Annotated in this window: 16 protein-coding genes; 15 read left to right on the top strand and 1 reads right to left on the bottom strand. The window is 72.9% G+C overall.

What is annotated here, in order from left to right; translation table 11 throughout:
* Positions 1-36: 36 nt before the first annotated feature.
* From AC1DXT_RS00465 to AC1DXT_RS00450, 4 genes are read left to right on the top strand one after another with little or no spacing between them, the layout of a single operon-like run.
* Positions 37-1,431 carry a 3' terminal RNA ribose 2'-O-methyltransferase Hen1 gene (locus AC1DXT_RS00465; protein WP_477059423.1) on the top strand — a complete coding sequence of 465 codons (1,395 nt, stop codon included), beginning with the start codon at positions 37-39 and terminating at the stop codon, positions 1,429-1,431.
* Entirely contained in the window at positions 1,428-3,944 is a 2,517-nt protein-coding gene (locus AC1DXT_RS00460) for a polynucleotide kinase-phosphatase (RefSeq protein WP_477059422.1), read from the top strand. Before AC1DXT_RS00465 ends, AC1DXT_RS00460 begins: the two co-directional genes overlap by 4 nt.
* 13 nt (positions 3,945-3,957) lie before the next feature.
* On the top strand, positions 3,958-4,524 hold the full coding sequence (locus tag AC1DXT_RS00455) for a sugar O-acetyltransferase (RefSeq protein WP_477059421.1): 567 nt from the start codon (positions 3,958-3,960) through the stop codon (positions 4,522-4,524).
* Entirely contained in the window at positions 4,524-5,471 is a 948-nt protein-coding gene (locus AC1DXT_RS00450; protein WP_477059420.1) for an LLM class flavin-dependent oxidoreductase, read from the top strand. The genes AC1DXT_RS00455 and AC1DXT_RS00450 overlap by 1 nt, the downstream gene beginning before the upstream one ends.
* Here AC1DXT_RS00450 and AC1DXT_RS00445 read toward each other — a convergent pair.
* On the bottom strand, positions 5,468-5,986 hold the full coding sequence (locus AC1DXT_RS00445; protein WP_477059419.1) for an adenylyl-sulfate kinase: 519 nt from the start codon (positions 5,984-5,986) through the stop codon (positions 5,468-5,470). The genes AC1DXT_RS00450 and AC1DXT_RS00445 overlap by 4 nt on opposite strands.
* A gap of 84 nt (positions 5,987-6,070) precedes the next feature.
* Between AC1DXT_RS00445 and AC1DXT_RS00440 the strand changes: the two genes are divergently transcribed.
* The 11 genes from AC1DXT_RS00440 (at position 6,071) to AC1DXT_RS00390 (ending at position 14,507) form a co-directional block, all read left to right on the top strand.
* A complete protein-coding gene (locus AC1DXT_RS00440) occupies positions 6,071-7,072 on the top strand; it encodes an NAD(P)-dependent alcohol dehydrogenase (RefSeq protein WP_477059418.1) in 1,002 nt (333 codons plus the stop codon).
* Entirely contained in the window at positions 7,072-7,500 is a 429-nt protein-coding gene (locus AC1DXT_RS00435; protein WP_057209161.1) for a hypothetical protein, read from the top strand. The genes AC1DXT_RS00440 and AC1DXT_RS00435 overlap by 1 nt, the downstream gene beginning before the upstream one ends.
* Positions 7,494-7,709, top strand: coding sequence for a helix-turn-helix transcriptional regulator (locus AC1DXT_RS00430; protein ID WP_056086683.1), 216 nt, complete (start codon positions 7,494-7,496; stop codon positions 7,707-7,709). Before AC1DXT_RS00435 ends, AC1DXT_RS00430 begins: the two co-directional genes overlap by 7 nt.
* Positions 7,710-7,775: 66 nt before the next feature.
* A complete protein-coding gene (locus AC1DXT_RS00425; RefSeq protein ID WP_477059417.1) occupies positions 7,776-8,426 on the top strand; it encodes a DUF4386 domain-containing protein in 651 nt (216 codons plus the stop codon).
* Positions 8,427-8,435: 9 nt separating this feature from the next.
* Positions 8,436-10,235, top strand: a complete 1,800-nt coding sequence (locus AC1DXT_RS00420) for an SLC13 family permease (RefSeq protein ID WP_477059416.1) — start codon at positions 8,436-8,438, stop codon at positions 10,233-10,235.
* Positions 10,236-10,246: 11 nt separating this feature from the next.
* Positions 10,247-11,728 carry a leucyl aminopeptidase gene (locus AC1DXT_RS00415; RefSeq protein WP_477059415.1) on the top strand — a complete coding sequence of 494 codons (1,482 nt, stop codon included), beginning with the start codon at positions 10,247-10,249 and terminating at the stop codon, positions 11,726-11,728.
* 7 nt (positions 11,729-11,735) lie between these two features.
* Entirely contained in the window at positions 11,736-12,617 is an 882-nt protein-coding gene (locus tag AC1DXT_RS00410) for a cation efflux transmembrane domain-containing protein (protein WP_477059414.1), read from the top strand.
* Positions 12,614-12,802, top strand: coding sequence for a hypothetical protein (locus AC1DXT_RS00405; protein ID WP_477059413.1), 189 nt, complete (start codon positions 12,614-12,616; stop codon positions 12,800-12,802). The genes AC1DXT_RS00410 and AC1DXT_RS00405 overlap by 4 nt, the downstream gene beginning before the upstream one ends.
* A 98-nt stretch (positions 12,803-12,900) precedes the next feature.
* Complete coding sequence (locus tag AC1DXT_RS00400) at positions 12,901-13,329, top strand: hypothetical protein (protein WP_477059412.1); 429 nt, start codon at positions 12,901-12,903, stop codon at positions 13,327-13,329.
* A 70-nt stretch (positions 13,330-13,399) separates the two neighbouring features.
* The gene (locus AC1DXT_RS00395) at positions 13,400-13,531 is read left to right on the top strand and encodes a hypothetical protein (RefSeq protein ID WP_477059411.1); all 132 of its coding nucleotides are present in this window, start codon (positions 13,400-13,402) and stop codon (positions 13,529-13,531) included.
* A gap of 484 nt (positions 13,532-14,015) precedes the next feature.
* A complete protein-coding gene (locus tag AC1DXT_RS00390; protein ID WP_477059410.1) occupies positions 14,016-14,507 on the top strand; it encodes a hypothetical protein in 492 nt (163 codons plus the stop codon).
* Positions 14,508-14,567: the final 60 nt, after the last annotated feature.

Genomic DNA, 14,567 nt, shown 5'->3' with positions numbered 1-14,567 from the left:
CGGGACCGGGGAGGCCGCGGTCGACACAATGACTGCGTGTTCCTCACCCTGACGTCGACGGCCGACTCCGCGAGCGACCTGGGCTTTCTCCTGCACAAGCACCCCGACCGCGTGCAGACGTTCGACCTGTCCGTGGGCAAGGCGCACGTGTTCTACCCGGAGGCCTCCGACGAGCGCTGCACGGTCGCGCTGCTGCTCGAGGTGGATCCGGTGGAGCTGGTGCGCGGCGGGCGGTTCGGAGACGGGTTCGCGCTCGCCGCCTACGTGAACGACCGGCCGTACGCGGCGAGCTCGCTGCTGGCGGTCGCGCTCGGGCGCGTGTTCCGCTCGGCGATGGCGGGCACGTGCGCTGCGCGACCGGATCTCGTCGGCGTCGCGCTGCCCCTGGAGATCCACGTGCCGGCCGTGCCCGACGAGGGCGATCCCGCGCTGGTGGCGCGGCTGTTCGAGCCGCTCGGGTGGCAGGTGTCGGCCGGGGTCGGCCCGCTGGATCCCGCGGTGCCGGCATGGGGTGACTCGCCGTACGCGGACGTGCGACTGACGGGGACGTTCACGGTGGCGGACGCGCTGCGCCACCTCTACGTGCTGCTGCCGGCGCTGGACGGCGGGAAGCACTACTGGGTCGGTCCCGACGAGGTCGACAAGCTGGTGCGCAGCGCCGGGGAGTGGCTGGGCGACCACCCGGCGCGGGACTGGATCCTGCGGAGGTCGCTGGCCCACCGACGGGAGTACGTGGCGGAGGCGGTGGAGCGGCTGGGCGTGGTCGACGACGCGGGCTCGGCGCTGGGCGTCGTCGACGAGCCGGTCGCGACCGACGTGCGCCCGCTCTCCGAGGTCCGGCGCGAGGTCGTCCTGGCCGAGCTGCGGGCGGCGCGTGCCGCGTCGGTCGTCGACCTGGGCTGCGGCGAGGGCGCGCTGCTGCGCGAGCTGCTGGCGGACCCGGCGTTCACGCGGGTGGTCGGCGCGGACGTGTCGCACCGGGCGCTGCGGCGCGCGGCCGAGCGGCTGGGTCTGGACCGGATGCCCGACACGGTCCGCGCGCGGCTGACCCTGCTGCAGACGTCCGTGACGTACCGGGACGCGCGGCTGGCAGGCGCCGACGCGGTCGTGCTCATGGAGGTCGTCGAGCACGTGGACCTGGACCGGCTGCCGTCGCTGGAGCGGACCGTGTTCGGGGACGCCCGCCCGCGGACCGTCATCGTCACCACCCCGAACGAGGAGTTCAACGTGCGCTACCCCACCCTGCACTCGGGGACGATGCGCCACACGGACCACCGGTTCGAGTGGACGCGCGCGCAGGGCGAGGCGTGGGCGGCGGCCGTGTGCGAGGCGTACGGGTACACGTTCCGCGCGGGTGCCGTCGGTGACGTCGACCCCGACGTGGGGCCGCCGACGCAGCTGCTCGTCTTCACGCTCGGAGCGGCGGCGTGAGCGCGCTGGAGATCCCGGAGCTGTCGCTGGTGGCGCTGGTCGGCGCGTCGGGTTCGGGCAAGTCGACGTTCGCCGCCGAACGGTTCGGGCGGTACGAGGTGGTGTCCAGCGACGCCTGCCGCGCCATGGTGGCCGACGACGAGACCGACCAGGACGCCACCAAGGACGCGTTCGAGGTGCTGTCGTTCGTCGTCGGCAAGCGCCTGGACCGCGGGCGCCTCACGGTGGTGGACGCCACGAACGCGCAGCGCGACGCCCGCAAGCACGTGGTCGAGCTGGCCCGCGCGCACGACGTCCTGCCGGTCGCGATCGTGCTGGACCTGCCCGAGGACGTGTGCCTGGAGCGCAACCGGGGCCGGGGTGGGCGGGCGCTGCCGGAGCGCGTGGTGAAGCGCCAGCGCGACCTGGTCCGCCGCGCGGTCAGCGGCCTGGCCCGCGAGGGGTTCCGGCAGGTGCACGTGCTGCGCACGGTCGAGGACGTCGAGGCGGCGACCGTCACCCGGACGCGCCTGCATACCGACCTGCGCGACGAGCACGGTCCGTTCGACGTCATCGGCGACGTGCACGGCTGTCGGTCCGAGCTGGAGACGCTGCTGGAGAAGCTCGGCTACGTGCTGGTGCGCGACGACGCCGGGCGACCGGTCGACGCCGTGCACCCGGAGGGCCGGAAGGTCGTCTTCCTCGGCGACCTGGTCGACCGTGGCCCGGACACCCCGGGCGTGCTGCGGCTGGCCATGGGGATGACCGCGGCGGGTCACGCGCTCGCGGTGCCGGGCAACCACGAGCACAAGCTCGTGCGCGCGCTGGACGGTCGGAACGTGACGGTCAGCCACGGGCTCGAGACGTCGCTCGCCCAGCTGGCCGCCGAGGGCGGGGAGCTCTCCGCGCAGGTGCGGGCGTGGGCGGACGGGCTGGTCTCGCACCTGGTGCTCGACGACGGGCGGCTCGTCGTCGCCCATGCCGGGCTCAAGGAGGCGTACCACGGGCGCGCGTCGGGGCGGGTCCGCAGCTTCGCCCTCTACGGGGACACCACGGGGGAGACCGACGAGTTCGGCCTGCCGGTGCGCTATCCCTGGGCCGACGAGTACCGCGGTCGCGCCATGGTCTTGTACGGGCACACGCCGACCCCGGTCCCGCAGTGGGTCAACAACACGATGTGCCTGGACACGGGGGTGGTGTTCGGGGGGCACCTGACCGCGCTGCGGTACCCGTCGAAGGAGCTCGTGCAGGTGCCGGCCGAGGAGGTCTGGTACGAGCCGGCGCGGCCGTTCCTGGTCCCCGCCGCGGTCCGGCCGGACGACGTGCTCGACATCGAGGACGTGCTCGGGCGACGGTCGGTGGAGACCCGGCACCACGGACGCGTCACGATCGGCGAGGAGAACGCGGTCGCCGCGCTCGAGGTGATGAGCCGGTACGCGCTGCACCCGCGCTGGGTGCCGTACCTCCCGCCGACGATGGCGCCGGTCGCGACCTCCCCGCTGCCGGGCGTGCTCGAGCACCCGGCGGAGGCGTTCTCGGCGTTCGCCGCCTCGGGGGTGCAGCACGTGATCTGCGAGGAGAAGCACATGGGCTCGCGGGCGACCGTGCTCGTGTGCCGGGACGGGTTCCGCTGGTCGGGTGCTCCGGACGGCGAGACGGGGGCGGTGTGGACGAGGACCGGGCGGGCGTTCTTCGACCGGCCGCTGACCGAGGTGTTCCTGTCGGGCGTCCGCGCCGCGGTCACCGCCGCCGGGCTCTGGGACGAGCTGGCCACCGACTGGCTGCTGCTGGACGGTGAGCTGCTGCCCTGGTCGCTCAAGGCCGGACCGCTGCTGCGCGAGCAGTACGCGGCGACCGGCGCGGCCGCGAGGGCGATGCTGCCCGGCGCGGTCGGCGCGCTGGAGGTCGCCGCGTCGAGGGGCCTCGACGTGGGACCCCTGCTGGACCGCACGCGCCGGCGGGTGGTCGACGCCGACGCCTTCGTCGACGCGTGCCGCCGCTACGTCTGGCCGACCGACGGGCTCGAGGGTGTTCAGCTGGCACCGTTCCAGGTGCTCGCCGCCGAGGGGGCCACGTTCCACGACCGCGACCACGGGTGGCACCTCGGGGTGATCGACCGGCTGGTGGACGCCGACCCCGTGCTCCTGCGGCGGACGGGCCGCCTGGAGGTGGACGTCGCCGAGCCGCAGGCCGGGATCGACTGGTGGGAGGAGCTCACCGCGGCCGGTGGCGAGGGGATGGTCGTCAAGCCGTTCGCCAACCTCGTGCACGGCCGGCGGGGGCTGGTGCAGCCGGGGCTGAAGGTCCGCGGCCGGGAGTACCTGCGGATCATCTACGGGCCGGAGTACACCCAGCACCTGGACCGGTTGAAGGTCCGGTCGCTCGGGCGCAAGCGGGGGCTGGCGCTGCGGGAGTACGCGCTCGGGCTGGAGTCGCTGGACCGGCTGGTCGCCGGCGAGCCGCTGTGGCGCGTGCACGAGCCCGTGTTCGCGGTGCTGGCCCTGGAGTCGGAGCCGGTGGACCCGCGGCTGTGAGAGCGTCGGACGCATGAGTGACGAGGACACCCGCACCCAGTACGAGCGCATGGTCGCCGGCGACTGGTACGAGGCCGACGCCCAGATCCACGAGCTGACCAGCGCCGCGCAGGCGCGCGCGGAGCGGTTCGCGCAGGCCGTGAAGGACGGTGCCGACGACGCCGTCGACCGGCTGCGCGAGCTGCTGGGCTCGCTGGGCGAGGACACGTGGATCCGCCCGCCGCTGTACGTCGACTACGGCGTGCACCTGCACGTGGGCGCGCGGACCTTCGCCAACTTCGGCCTGGTCGCGCTCGACGTGGCCCCCATCCACATCGGCGACGACGTGCAGATCGGCCCCAACGTCCAGCTCCTCACCCCGATCCACCCGGTGGACCCGGAGCCGCGCCGGAACAAGCTCGAGGCCGCCAAGCCGATCACGATCGGCAACAACGTCTGGCTCGGCGGCGGGGCCGTCGTGTGCCCGGGCGTGACCATCGGCGACAACACGGTGGTCGGCGCCGGGGCGGTCGTCACCAAGGACCTGCCCGCCAACGTGGTCGCGGTCGGCAACCCCGCACGCGTGATCAAGGAGATCTGATGACTGAGAGCGCCGTCGGCGTCATGCTCCCGCGGGACCTTCCCGCGCACCGGTTCCGTACGTACGCACAGCGCGCCGAGACGCTGGGGTTCGACGAGCTCTGGGTGGTGGAGGACTGCTTCTTCCGCGGCGGTGTCGCCCAGGCCGCGGCAGCCCTCGCGATGACCGAGCGCATCCGGGTCGGCATCGGCATCCTGCCCGCCGCGGTGCGCAACGCGGCGTTCACCGCGATGGAGGTCGGGACCCTGGCGGAGCTGTTCCCCGGGCGGATCGACGTGGGCATCGGGCACGGGATGCGCGGCTGGATGCGGCAGGTCGGCGCGTGGCCGGCGAGCCCGCTGACGATGCTGGGTGAGCACCTGGACGCGGTGCGCTCGGTGCTGGGCGGCTCCCTGACCAGCACCGACGGCCGGTACGTGACGCTGGACGGCGTGCAGCTCGAGTCCGTCCCGCGGGCGCCGCGGATCCTGGCGGGGGTCCGCGGACCGAAGTCGCTCGCCCTCGCGGGCAGGGCCGCCGATGGGACGATCCTCGCCGAGCCGGTCACGCCCGAGTACGTCACCGACGCGCTCCGGCACATCGCGCCCACCCGCGAGCACCGGATCGTGGCGTACTGCGTCGCGGTGGTCGACGACTCCTCGGCCACCGCCCGCGACGCCGCCCGGCCCGCGCTGGAGTGGATCGGCGAGCCCGACTGGGACGTGCACATCGCCCCGTTGCCGTTCGCCCACGAGTTCCGCGCGCTGAGGGCCGCGTCGGCCAGTCGTGCGGACTTCGTGGCGGCGATGCCGGACGCGTGGGTCGACCAGCTGGCCGTCGTCGGCACGGTCGACGACGCCCGCACCCGGATCGGGCAGCTGCACGACGCGGGTGTGACGACGACGGTGCTGATGCCGGTCGGCCCGGACCCGCTGGCGGCGCTGGAGGACCTCGCGCGGGTGCTCTAGAGACCCAGTCGGTCGGCGATCTCGAGGGCGACCGCGGACGGGGTCCGGTCGTGGTTGTCGACGACGAGGTCCTCGACACCGGCGGTCGCCAGCAGGACGGCGAGCACGTCGGTGCGGGCCAGGTGCCAGTCGCGCTCCGGGCCGGGCGCGTGCCGCGCGACCAGGCGCGCGTGCCGGGCGTCCGCGGGCGCGTCGAGCCGCACCACGCGCACGGCCTCGCCCAGGGCGTCCGCGTAGGAGTCGCGCTGCGCCGCCGTCTCGAGGACCCGGGGCAGGAGCAGGATCTCCAGCCCGGCGTCGTGCCAGTGCGGGCGCATGGCGCGCAGGTGGGCGACCACGACGCGTTCGTTGAAGGGGTCGTCGGCCGGCGCGGGGGTCTCGGTGGCGACGGCGTCGACGTCGAGCTCGCCCGCCGCCCGCCCGCGCGCGAGGAGCTCGTTGCGCAGGGCGGCCGCGACGGTGGTCTTGCCCGCCCCGACGGTCCCGGAGATCACCACCACATCCATGGCCGCCATGATCCACCATGTTAAGAACTCTTGACATGGTGTCTGGTTCGCCATACCTTCGCCATGTCAACAATTCTTAACACGGAGGCTCCGATGAGCGTCGAGACCGAGACCCGCACCATGCAGGCGATCGTCCAGAGCGCGTACGGAGCGCCGGAGACCGTCCTCACCCACCAGACGGTCGCGCGGCCGGTGCCGAACCCCGACGAGGTGCTCATCAGGGTCCACGCGTCCTCGCTGAACTTCGCCGACGTCGCCATGGTCACCGGACGGCCCTCGCTGATCCGGACCGTCATGGGGTTGCGGCGGCCGAGGCACACGGTCCCCGGCAGGGACGTCGCCGGCGTCGGCGAGGCCGTCGGCGCGGACGTCACCGACCTGGCGGCAGGTGACGAGGTCTATGCCGAGGCATCCGCGGGATCGTGGGCCGAGTACGTGGCCGTCCCGGCGAAGTTCGTCGGTCGCAAGCCCGCCACCCTGAGCTTCGCGGACGCGGCGACGCTGCCGCTGGCCGCAGGCACGGCCCTGGACTGCGTCGCCGGGGTCCGGCCGGGGCAGAAGGTGCTGGTCAACGGGGCTTCCGGAGGCGTCGGGACGTTCGCGGTGCAGCTGGCCAAGGCGCTCGGCGCGGAGGTCACGGGGGTGTGCAGCGGCCGGAACGTCGAGCTGGTCCAGGGGCTCGGTGCGGACCACGTCATCGACTACGACCGGTCCGACTTCACCAGCACGGGCGAGCGCTACGACCTGGTGATCGACCTCGTCGGCAACCGGACGCTCGCCGCCTGCCGACGGGCGCTGGCCCCGGGCGGCACGCTCGCCCTGTCCTCCGGCGGCGGCGGCCGGGTGATCGGTCCGATGGGCCGCCTGGCCAGGGCGGTGCTGCTCAACCCGTTCGTGAGCCAGCGTCTGCGACCGGTGTCGGCCACGCGAAGCCGCGCCAAGCTGGACCGCCTCACCGAGCTCGCCGAGGCGGGACAGATCGTGCCGGCCGTCGAGCGCACCTACCCTCTGAGCGACGCCCCCGAGGCGCTGCGCCGGCTGATCGCCGAGCACGCCCGGGGCAAGACCGTCCTCACCGTCGTCCAGGAGCGCTGATGTCGTACGAAGAGCGGAACGTCTGGGTGTTCCTCGTCGTCGCCGTGCTCGCCTATGCGGCGTACGTCGTGGTGATCCTCAGCCGCGCACGGGACACCCCGCTGACCGAGGTCGCGTACGCCGGGCCGCTGCTCTGGTCGATCGGCGGCGCGATCGTCGCGTCCATCGTCGGCACCATCGCGGTCTCGCTGGCCAACCGGCGTGACGGCCACCTGAGCGACCAGCGCGACAAGGAGATCAACCGGGTCGGCGAGCGCACGGGTCAGTCCTTCGTCGTGATCGGCGCGCTCGGCGCGATGGTCCTCGCGATGCTCGAGGCCGACTGGTTCTGGATCGCCAACGCGATCTACCTCTGCTTCGTCCTGTCGGCCGTCCTCGGGTCCCTCACCAAGCTCGCCGCCTACCGCCAGGACTTCTCGACGTGGTGAAGCCCACGCAGGTCACCAACGCCATCCGCACCCTCCGGTTCACGCACGGCGAGATGACGCAGGCCGAGCTGGCCGAGCGCATCGGCGTCACCCGTCAGACCGTCATCGCGATCGAGCAGGGCCGCTACTCCCCGTCGCTCGAGATGGCCTTCCAGATCGCCCGCGCGTTCGACGTCCCGCTCGACGACGTCTTCCAGTACCCGGGCTGACCCCCGCACCACCCGCACGAGGCCACGCGGTCTCGCGATCCGTCCTGCCCACAGAGAGGCATTGCCATGCGCACTGCTCGACTTGCCGGTCTGCTCTACCTCGTCGTCGCCGTCTGCGGTGGGTTCGCCGAGCTGTTCGCCCGGGCGAAGGTCCGCGCGTCCGACGACGTCGCCGCGGCCCTGCGCGAGAACGCCGGACTCATGAAGGTCGCGTTCGCTGCGGATCTCGTCGCGTTCACCGCCTTCCTGCTCGTCGGCATCGCCCTGTACGCGCTGTTCAAGGACGTCCACCGGACCGCCGCGCTCACGATGCTCACCATGAACGCGGTGGCCGTGGCGATCCAATGCCTGAACATGGTCAACCACGCCGGCGCGGTGATGGCGGCGGAGCGGGGTGCCGACGAGCTCGCCGTGCTGCTCCTGGACCTCCACGGCATCGGGTACCTGGTGGCGCAGATCTTCTTCGGGGCGTGGCTGATCCCGCTCGGGTACCTGGTCGTGCGGTCCGGCTGGGTGCCGCGACTGTTCGGGTACGCGCTGGTGGTCGGCGGACTCGGGTACGTGGCGGGGCTGGCCGTCGAGCTCGTGGCGCCGGGCGCGGACGCCGCGTCGATGGCGCTGGGCCTCGTGGGCGGGGTGTCCGAGATCGCGTTCCTGCTGTGGCTGCTCGTGAAGGGTGTGTCGTCGCCCGTTCGCGAGCGGGTGCTCGTGCCCTAGTTTGGCGATATGTCCGACGCCACCGTCAGCCTCCTGGTGCTGGCGGGCTGCGTCGGGCTCTTCGTCTGGAACCGGCTCAGCGTCGGCGTGGTGGCGATCCTCACCGCGCTGACCCTCTACGCCACCGGTCTGATCACCGCCAACGAGGCCGTCGCCGGCTTCGGTGACCCGGTCGTCGTGTTCATCGCGTCGCTGTTCGTGCTCAGCGAGGGTCTGGAGTCGTCGGGCGTCACCGCCTGGGCCGGTCAGCAGCTGATCGCCCGGGCGGGGACGGCGCGCAGCCGGCTGCTGATCGCCCTCATGCTCCTCTCGGCTGTCATGGCCGCGCTGGTCACCCCCAACGGCGCCGCGGCCGCGCTGCTGCCGGTGGTGGTGCTGGCGTCGAGGCGCTCGAAGCAGTCGACGTCGCAGATGCTCATGCCGCTCGCCTTCGCCGCGAGCGCCGGTGCGCTGCTGGTGCTCAGCGGCAGCACGGTGAACGTCATCGTGTCGGACGCGCTGGTCACCGCCACCGGCGAGCAGTTCGGGTTCTTCGAGTTCGGCCTGATCGGGCTGCCGCTGGTGCTCGCGACGATCGCGGTCTCGGTGCTCGTCGGCCAGCGGCTGCTGCCCGACCGCTCGCCCACCGCGCTGCCCGCCGACTACTCCCGGCACGTCGACACCCTGGTCGAGCACTACAGCCTGGACGTGGGCTTCTTCCGCCTCGCGGTCGACCCGGGGTCCGACGTGATCGGCAGCCGGCGCGAACAGGTCGAGGTGCCGGACGGCGTGGTGCTCATCGGGGTGCAGCGGGCCACCGGTGAGCCTGCCGCCGAGGACGAGACGCTGAGCGTCGGCGACGTCGTCGTCGTGACCGGCGAGAGCGCGGGGATCTCGTCGCTGGTCGAGCGGCACGCGTTGACGGTGGCGACGACGCCGCTGTCCCGGGGCACGCGGGAGGCGCTGCTCGGCCGCGAGGTCGGTGTCGCCGAGCTGGTGGTCCGGCCGCGCTCGCGGGTGATCGGCCAGGTCGTGTTCGCGGGGCTGGTCCGCTCGGGCGTCACGGTGCTGGGCGTGCGCAGGCTGGGCAAGGACCGCGGCGCCGACCACCTGGTGCTGGCCGAGGGTGACTCGCTGCTCGTGCACGGGCCCTGGCCGGCCGTCGAGGCGTTCGCCGCCGGGGACGACGTGCTCATCGTCGACAGCCCGGAGCTGGTCCGCCGGCAGACCGTGGCGCTCGGGCCGAAGGCGTGGCGGGCGATCGCGGTGCTGGTCGCGACGGTCGCGCTCCTGGCCACGGGGGTGGTGCCGCCCGCGATCGCGGGGCTGATCGGCGCCACTCTCATGGTGATGACCGGCGTGGTCGGCGTCCCGCAGGCCTACCGGGCGGTGTCGTGGCAGGTGGTCGTCCTCGTCGGCGGGCTGATCCCGCTGTCGGTTGCGATCGCCTCGTCCGGCGCCGCCGACCTGGTGGCCGGGTGGCTGGTGGACATCGTCGGCGACGGGGGCCCGCGCGTCGTGCTGGCCACCCTGTTCGTCCTCACGCTCGTGCTGGGCCAGGTGGTGAGCAACACGGCCACCGTCCTGATCGTCGCGCCCATCGCGGTCGCCATGGCCGACGCCTCCGGGGTGGCGCTCGCGCCGACCCTCATGCTCGTCGCGGTGGCCGGTGCCGCGTCGTTCCTCACCCCGATCGCCACCCCGGCGAACATGATGGTCATGGGGCCGGGCGGCTACACGTTCAGCGACTACTGGAAGCTCGGACTCGCGACCACGGCGGCGTGGTTCGTCGTCGCCATCCTGCTCATCCCAGTCATCTGGCCCACGTAAGGAGCACGACGATGACGTTCGACCCGATCCCCTCCCGCGCGCTGTTCGAGGACGTCACGGTGCGTGTGGCGCCACCCGGTGCGGGTGCCGGTCGTGCCCTCGGGCTGGCCGTGACCGCCACCGGTGAGGTGCCGTCGGGCGTTCCTCTCGACCGGGCCGCGCTCACCGAGTGGGGGTTCCGTGGCTCCGTCGGCGAGATCCTCATCCTGCCCCGCGAGGGCGGCGCGGTGGTCGCGACGGGCGTCGGCGACGACCCGTCCGACGCCACGTTGCGCGACGCGGCGGCGGCGTTCGCCCGGGCCGCGGGTCGCGACGACGTCCTGACCACGGACCTGGTCGGCGCCGGCGCCTCGGTGGAGGGCGCCGCCCAGGCCGTGGTCGAGGGGATCCTGCTCGGCCGCTACCGGTACGACGCCCTGAAGACCGACCCGTCGACGGTTCCGGTCAGGGAGATCGTCCTCCTGGTCGACGACGCCTCCGCCGCCGACGCCCGCCGCGGAGCTGACCGAGGAGTCGTGCTCGCCCGCGCGGCCTCCCTGTCCCGCGACCTGGCCAGCACCCCCGCCGGGCACCTCACCGCGCCGGACCTGGCCGACGTCGCCGTCTGGCTGGCCGGCGAGCACGGGCTCGACATCGAGGTCTTCGACCAGGAGGCCCTGATCGCGATGGGCTGCGGCGGACTGCTCGGGGTGAACGCCGGGTCGGTGGTCGAGCCGCGGATGATCGTGATCCGGTACGTGCCCGCGACGGAACCGACAGGTCACCTCGGCTTCGTCGGGAAGGGCATCACCTACGACTCCGGCGGCATCAGCCTCAAGCCCTCGAACGCGATGCACGCGGCGATGAAGATGGACATGAGCGGCGCCGGGGCGGTGCTCGCGGCGATGACCGCGCTCGCGGACCTCGAGGTGCCCGTGGCGGTCAGCGCCTACCTGGCCTGCACGGACAACATGCCGTCGGGCTCGGCCACCAAGCTCGGGGACGTCCTGACGAGCCGCAGCGGACGCACGATCGAGGTCGTCAACACCGACGCCGAGGGACGCCTGGTCATGGCCGACGCCATCGCGCTCGCGAAGGAGGACGGTGTCGACGCGATCGTGGACATCGCCACGCTCACGGGTGCCGCGCTGGCGGCGCTGGGCATGCTGACGGCAGCCGTCATCGGCAACGACGACGGGATGCTGGACCTGGTCGAGGCCGCCGCGGAGACGACGGACGAGCAGGTCTGGCGGCTGCCGCTGGACCGCCGGTACCGCAAGCAGCTGGACTCCGAGGTGGCGGACATCAAGAACCTCGGCGGCGAGTTCGCGGGGGCGATCACCGCCGCGCTCTTCCTGGCCGAGTGGGTGGGGGACACCCCGTGGGCGCACCTCGACATCGCGGGGACGATGCGGTCCGACGCCGACGACGCCTGGCGGACCAAGGGCGCGACCGGCTTCGGCGCGCGACTGCTGGTGGAGGTGGCGTCGACGTTCGTCGCCCCGGGTCGGTGACCTCGCTGTGACCGAGCGCCGCGCGATCCAGGAGTCGATCGCGGGGGCGGCCGTCCTCGGCACCCTCGCGGTCGCCTGGGGCATCGCCGCCCAGTCGCGCGTGCTGCTGTTCGACGGAGCGTTCATCCTGCTCGGCATCGTGCTGTCGGCGCTCTCGCTCATGGCGTCGCGCGCCGCCGCGGAGAGCCCCACCACCCGGTTCCCGTTCGGCAAGGCGGCCGTCACCCCGCTGGCCATCGCGGTCCAGGGCGTGGCCCTGCTCGGCACCCTCCTGTACGCGGCGGTGGACGCCGTCGCGATCATCACGGCGGGCGGCTCCGACGTCGCTGCCGGCACCGTGGTCGCGTACGGGCTGATCACGATGGTGTGCTCGTACGCGCTGAGCCGCTGGCTGACCCACCGCGCGCCCACGTCGGAGCTGGTGGCGGCCGAGGTGGCCCAGTGGCGGGCGGGTGCGCTGCTGAGCCTGGTGTTCGCCGTCGGCGCGGGGCTCGCGCTCGCCCTGTCCTCCGTGGGGGACGTGGTCCGCTACGTCGACCCGGTCCTCGTCCTCGTGGCCTGCCTGGTGCTGGCACCCATCCCGCTGCGGCTGCTGCGGGCGGCCGGGCTCGAGCTGCTGGAGGCGGAACCGCCGGCCGACATCCGTCGCGCCCTGGCCGAGGCCGTGACCGCCGTGCGGACCGAGTTCGGGCTCGACGAGCCGTTCGTGCGCTCCACCAAGCTGGGCAGCCGGCTGTACCTGGAGGTCGACTTCGTGGTGCCCCAGGGCGTCTGGGACGTCAGCGGTGAGGACCGCGTCCGCCGCGCCCTGATCAGCCACCTGGAGCCGCTCGGGTACGAGCTGTGGGCCAACGTGGAGCTCACCACCGACCCTGAGCTCGCGCAGTGACGACGGTGCTCGACGCGCTGCTCGTCGTTTCGGGCCTCGGTCTCGTCGTGACGACCGTGGTGGACGTCGCGCGCAGGCCACCGCACATGACCGTGCTCGAGGGGTGGGGCAACCCCTCCGGTCCGCGCACGGCGTGCGTGGCGGTCTTCGTCGTGACGGTGCTGGTTCGCCTCCTCGTGAGCTGACGGCTCCGCTACATTGCGCGCGTGACCGTGCAGGTGAAGCCGCAGCCGCGGGCGGCGAAGCGCGGCGCCGAAGCGCTCCGCAGCGTTCGGTGATCCCGTTGGCTGAAGCCCTCGCGGTCGTGGCCGGGCTTCTTGCGTTGCTCGCGGCGTGGAGCGGCGGGGCGGTGTTCCACTTCGGGCGTCGCGACCGGTGGAACTCCGCGGGGCACTGGGGTGCGACGGCCGAAGCGCTGGGGGCCGCACTCGCCGGCATGGCTGCGTTCATCGCGATCCAGCACGGGAACGACGAGCCGATCGAGCCCGGTGCACTCCTCAGCACGACGCTGCTGGTCGGTCTCGCGGGCGTCTTGGCGGTGATCTACCTGTGGCTCCTGGTGGTCCTCACGCAGTCGGTCCCGGGATCGCGGCGCAGGAGGCTGACCTGGAAGGATCGCGCCGGGCTCACGGACCTGACCGCCGGGGAGCTGCTGCCCGGCGTCGCGATCCTGCTGTCGGCGGTCCTTCTGCTGGTCTCAGCGACCCACTAGGTCGACGAGAGGCGGGTAGTCCGATGAGCACACTGACGACCGCTGTCTGCTGGGGCCTCGTCGCGCTGAGGTGCTGACGCTGGTCCGCGACATCCGGCGCAGACCTCCAGGGCAGGGGGTCATCGTGACGCTGAAGAAGCCGTCCGCGGTGAGCTGGGTCGTGATGGTGCTGGCGCTCGCCACGATCGTGTGGCTGGCCTGAGGGCGGCGACGCGGCCTCGGATCGGTGTCCGCGCTTGTAGCGTCCGCGCATGGGGATGGACGAGGTCGAGCTGCTGGAGCTCGACGACCGAGGAACGGGGAGTTGCTGTGGCTTCGCCCTGATCCTCGGGATGACCCGATGACAGGGACCGAGGCCGAACCGGAGCCTCACCCGATCGACGAGTTCGCGGCCTCCGCCACCTGCCCCTAGCCCGGTGCACCGGAGAACCAGGTCCGGTCACCCTCGCGTGAAGACTTCGTCGCTCTGAGCGCGACAAGGTCTTCACGCGAGCACCAGGGACGCTAGTTCGAGTAGATCGCCCCGGTCCCAGCGGGCGCCGGCGTCCTGTACGAGCCGGAGATCGTTGCCGGACTGCTGGTGTGGCGGATGGTGACGATCTTCGGGACGCTGGCACTCGGGCTGGTGACGCTGGGGTGGTGGCGCTACCGGTGCCGGGACGTGTAGCCCAACGGGGGGAGTCGCCATGTCAGCGTTGATCGGGTCCTTGCGGGAGGACGAGCTCCTGCTGGTCCGCGAGACAGAGCCTGCCGCGATGGAGGAGCTGGACGAGGACGCCCTCCTCGAGCTCCATACCCGCGTCCGGCGCGCACGGACCAAGTACACGAAGCTCTACCGCCGGCAGGCTGCCGCGCGCGTCTCCGACGTCGGTGGCCGTGGCAAGGCTCGTCCGCAGAACCGGCGCAACGCCGAGAAGGCAGAGGTCTTCGAGGAGGCGCTGGCGCGCGTGAGCAAGCGTGTCGACGTGGTCGCCCGGAGGGCCGCGGCGGAGCTCAAGGCCGAGCGCCTGGCCGCCGCCCGCACGGGGTCCACCGGACCGGCGACCGCGCCCGGGGCCCGGGCGGGGACGGGAACGTCGCAGGTGGTGCCACGTGGCAAGACCACCGGCGGCCTCAAGCGTGACGCGTCGTCGCAGGCGCAGGGCGCTCGCCGGCAGGCGAAGCGCGACAGCCGGTAGCCGGCACTCCTCGGAGTGCCACCCGTTTGGGTGAACCTGTCATTGGATCTGTCATCGGAG

The organism is Cellulomonas sp. P1_G12_2, assembly GCF_056405535.1.
The sequence above is the reverse complement of the archived record's forward strand: the minus strand, read 5'-3'. Positions and strand labels throughout refer to the sequence as shown.

Bases quoted from the DNA above. Each gene is read 5' to 3' on its own strand.
- AC1DXT_RS00455 (WP_477059421.1), top strand. From the start codon at position 3,958: ATGAGTGACGAGGACACCCGCACCCAGTACGAGCGCATGGTCGCCGGC.
- AC1DXT_RS00450 (WP_477059420.1), top strand. From the start codon at position 4,524: ATGACTGAGAGCGCCGTCGGCGTCATGCTCCCGCGGGACCTTCCCGCG.
- AC1DXT_RS00445 (WP_477059419.1), bottom strand. From the start codon at position 5,986: ATGGCGGCCATGGATGTGGTGGTGATCTCCGGGACCGTCGGGGCGGGC.
- AC1DXT_RS00440 (WP_477059418.1), top strand. From the start codon at position 6,071: ATGAGCGTCGAGACCGAGACCCGCACCATGCAGGCGATCGTCCAGAGC.
- AC1DXT_RS00435 (WP_057209161.1), top strand. From the start codon at position 7,072: ATGTCGTACGAAGAGCGGAACGTCTGGGTGTTCCTCGTCGTCGCCGTG.
- AC1DXT_RS00425 (WP_477059417.1), top strand. From the start codon at position 7,776: ATGCGCACTGCTCGACTTGCCGGTCTGCTCTACCTCGTCGTCGCCGTC.
- AC1DXT_RS00420 (WP_477059416.1), top strand. From the start codon at position 8,436: ATGTCCGACGCCACCGTCAGCCTCCTGGTGCTGGCGGGCTGCGTCGGG.
- AC1DXT_RS00415 (WP_477059415.1), top strand. From the start codon at position 10,247: ATGACGTTCGACCCGATCCCCTCCCGCGCGCTGTTCGAGGACGTCACG.
- AC1DXT_RS00390 (WP_477059410.1), top strand. From the start codon at position 14,016: ATGTCAGCGTTGATCGGGTCCTTGCGGGAGGACGAGCTCCTGCTGGTC.